2 protein-coding genes are annotated in these 1790 nt (G+C 69.3%); both read left to right on the forward strand.

What is annotated here, in order from left to right; all coding sequences use genetic code 11:
* Positions 1-76: 76 nt before the first annotated feature.
* The gene (locus JMF90_RS35590) at positions 77-1456 is read left to right on the forward strand and encodes a glycosyltransferase family 87 protein (RefSeq protein ID WP_011549063.1); all 1380 of its coding nucleotides are present in this window, start codon (positions 77-79) and stop codon (positions 1454-1456) included.
* 24 nt (positions 1457-1480) lie between these two features.
* Positions 1481-1790, forward strand: a 310-nt coding sequence (locus tag JMF90_RS35595; RefSeq protein ID WP_201326207.1) for a glycosyltransferase, incomplete at its 3' end; no start/stop codon positions are given.

The raw sequence follows: 1790 nt of genomic DNA on the forward strand, positions 1-1790 counted from the left end.
AGATCGGGCCCGTCGTGCTGCTCGCGGTGCTGTTCGTCGTCGTGCGTCGTACGGCACTGGCGTCGCGAGGCAAGCAATGAAAGCGCCTTCGTTCGCCCGCCACGCGCATTCCGCCATCGACGTGCATCCTGAACTCCCGATCGCGGGCCCGCGCCGCCATCCGCACTGGCTCAATCGCGACCGCGTGCGCGTCTATGCGGCCGCCGTGCTACTGACGGAACTGCTGTTCATCGGCCTCTACCTGATCCGCGTGATCCTGTCGAAGCACGGCGTACTCGAACCGCTGTCTCCCGATTTCTCGCCGATCTGGAGCGCCGCGTGGCTCGCCGCGCACGGGCACGGCGCCGACGCGTGGCATTACGCCACGCTGTTCGCGATCGAAAAATCGGCGGTTCCGACGATCACGCTCGCAAACGGCACGCAGCCGTGGCTCTATCCGCCGACGATGCTGCTGCTCGTGCTGCCGCTCGGCTGGCTGCCGTACACGCTGGCGCTGGTGCTGTGGCTCGGCATCACGTATGCGCTGTTCGCTGCAACGATTCACGCGACCGTGCAACGCGATGCCGCGTGGCTGTGCGCGCTGGCGTTCCCCGGCGCATTCCTCACGGTGATCGTCGGACAGACCAGCCTCTTCACCGCGACGCTCGCCGCCGTCGGCCTGCTCGCGCTGAACCGCCGCCCCGTCTGCGCCGGGATCTGCTTCGGGTTGCTGACGATGAAGCCGCAGCTTGCGGTACTGTTCCCGCTCGCGCTGCTGTGTGCAGGCCAATGGCGCGCGCTGGCCGCATGGGCCGCGACGATCGCGGTCAGCGCCCTGCTCGCGACACTCGCGTTCGGCGTCGGCCCGTGGGTCGCGTTCGCGCACGTGATCGCCGACGTCTACGCCATCGTCGGCACCGGCCGTGCACAGCTCGCGCGCATGCCGACCCTGTTCGCGCTCGCGACGATGGCCGGCTGGCCCGCGCTCGTCGCGCGCGGCCTTCAACTACTGTCGGCGGCGGTTGCCGCGATCGCGGTCGTCTACGCGTGGCGCGGCGCGTGCTCGTACGCACTGCGCGCCGCGACTCTCGCGTGCGCATGCCTGCTCGTCAGCCCCTATCTGTACGACTACGACCTGACCTGGTACGGCATCGTGATCGCGTGGTACGCGCGCTATGCGTTGACGCGCGGCTGGCGCCGCTTCGACCGCGAATGGCTGATGCTGCTGTGGCCGATGCCGCTCGCGGGCCTCGCGGTCGTGCCGCACCTGTCGTTCCAGTTCATGCCGCTCGTGACGCTCGCGTCGCTCGCGCTGCTCGTCAGCCGGATCGCGCAGGAACGACGCGACGTGCCGTCGATGCCCGACGCGCGCGATACCTCGACCGAGACCGGGTTCGCCCATCCGTCCCGAGCACACCACCGCCCGGCGCACGGCATGCGCCGCACCGGCCGCCCGACGCTCGGCGCCGGCCGGTAAGACGACATCACAAGGGGAATCATCATGCGGGAATCCATCTACACGCCGCTCGTCTCGCTGGTCGTGCCGTTCTACAACGAAGGCGAAGCCGTCGAGCGCTTCTTCGACGTCGTGATTCCGTTGCTGAGCGCGATCGATGCGATCCGCTTCGAGATCGTCTGCGTGAACGACGGCAGCCGCGACGATACGCTGGAACGCCTGGTCCGGATCGGCGCCGCCGAGCGGCGCGTGCGCGTGATCGACCTGACCCGCAACTTCGGCAAGGAGGCCGCGCTGACGGCCGGCCTCGACGAAGCCGCCGGCGACGCGGTGATCCCGCTCGACGCCGACCTGC

This window comes from Burkholderia sp. E168m23, assembly GCF_016586125.1.
Classification (GTDB): domain Bacteria; phylum Pseudomonadota; class Gammaproteobacteria; order Burkholderiales; family Burkholderiaceae; genus Burkholderia; species Burkholderia orbicola.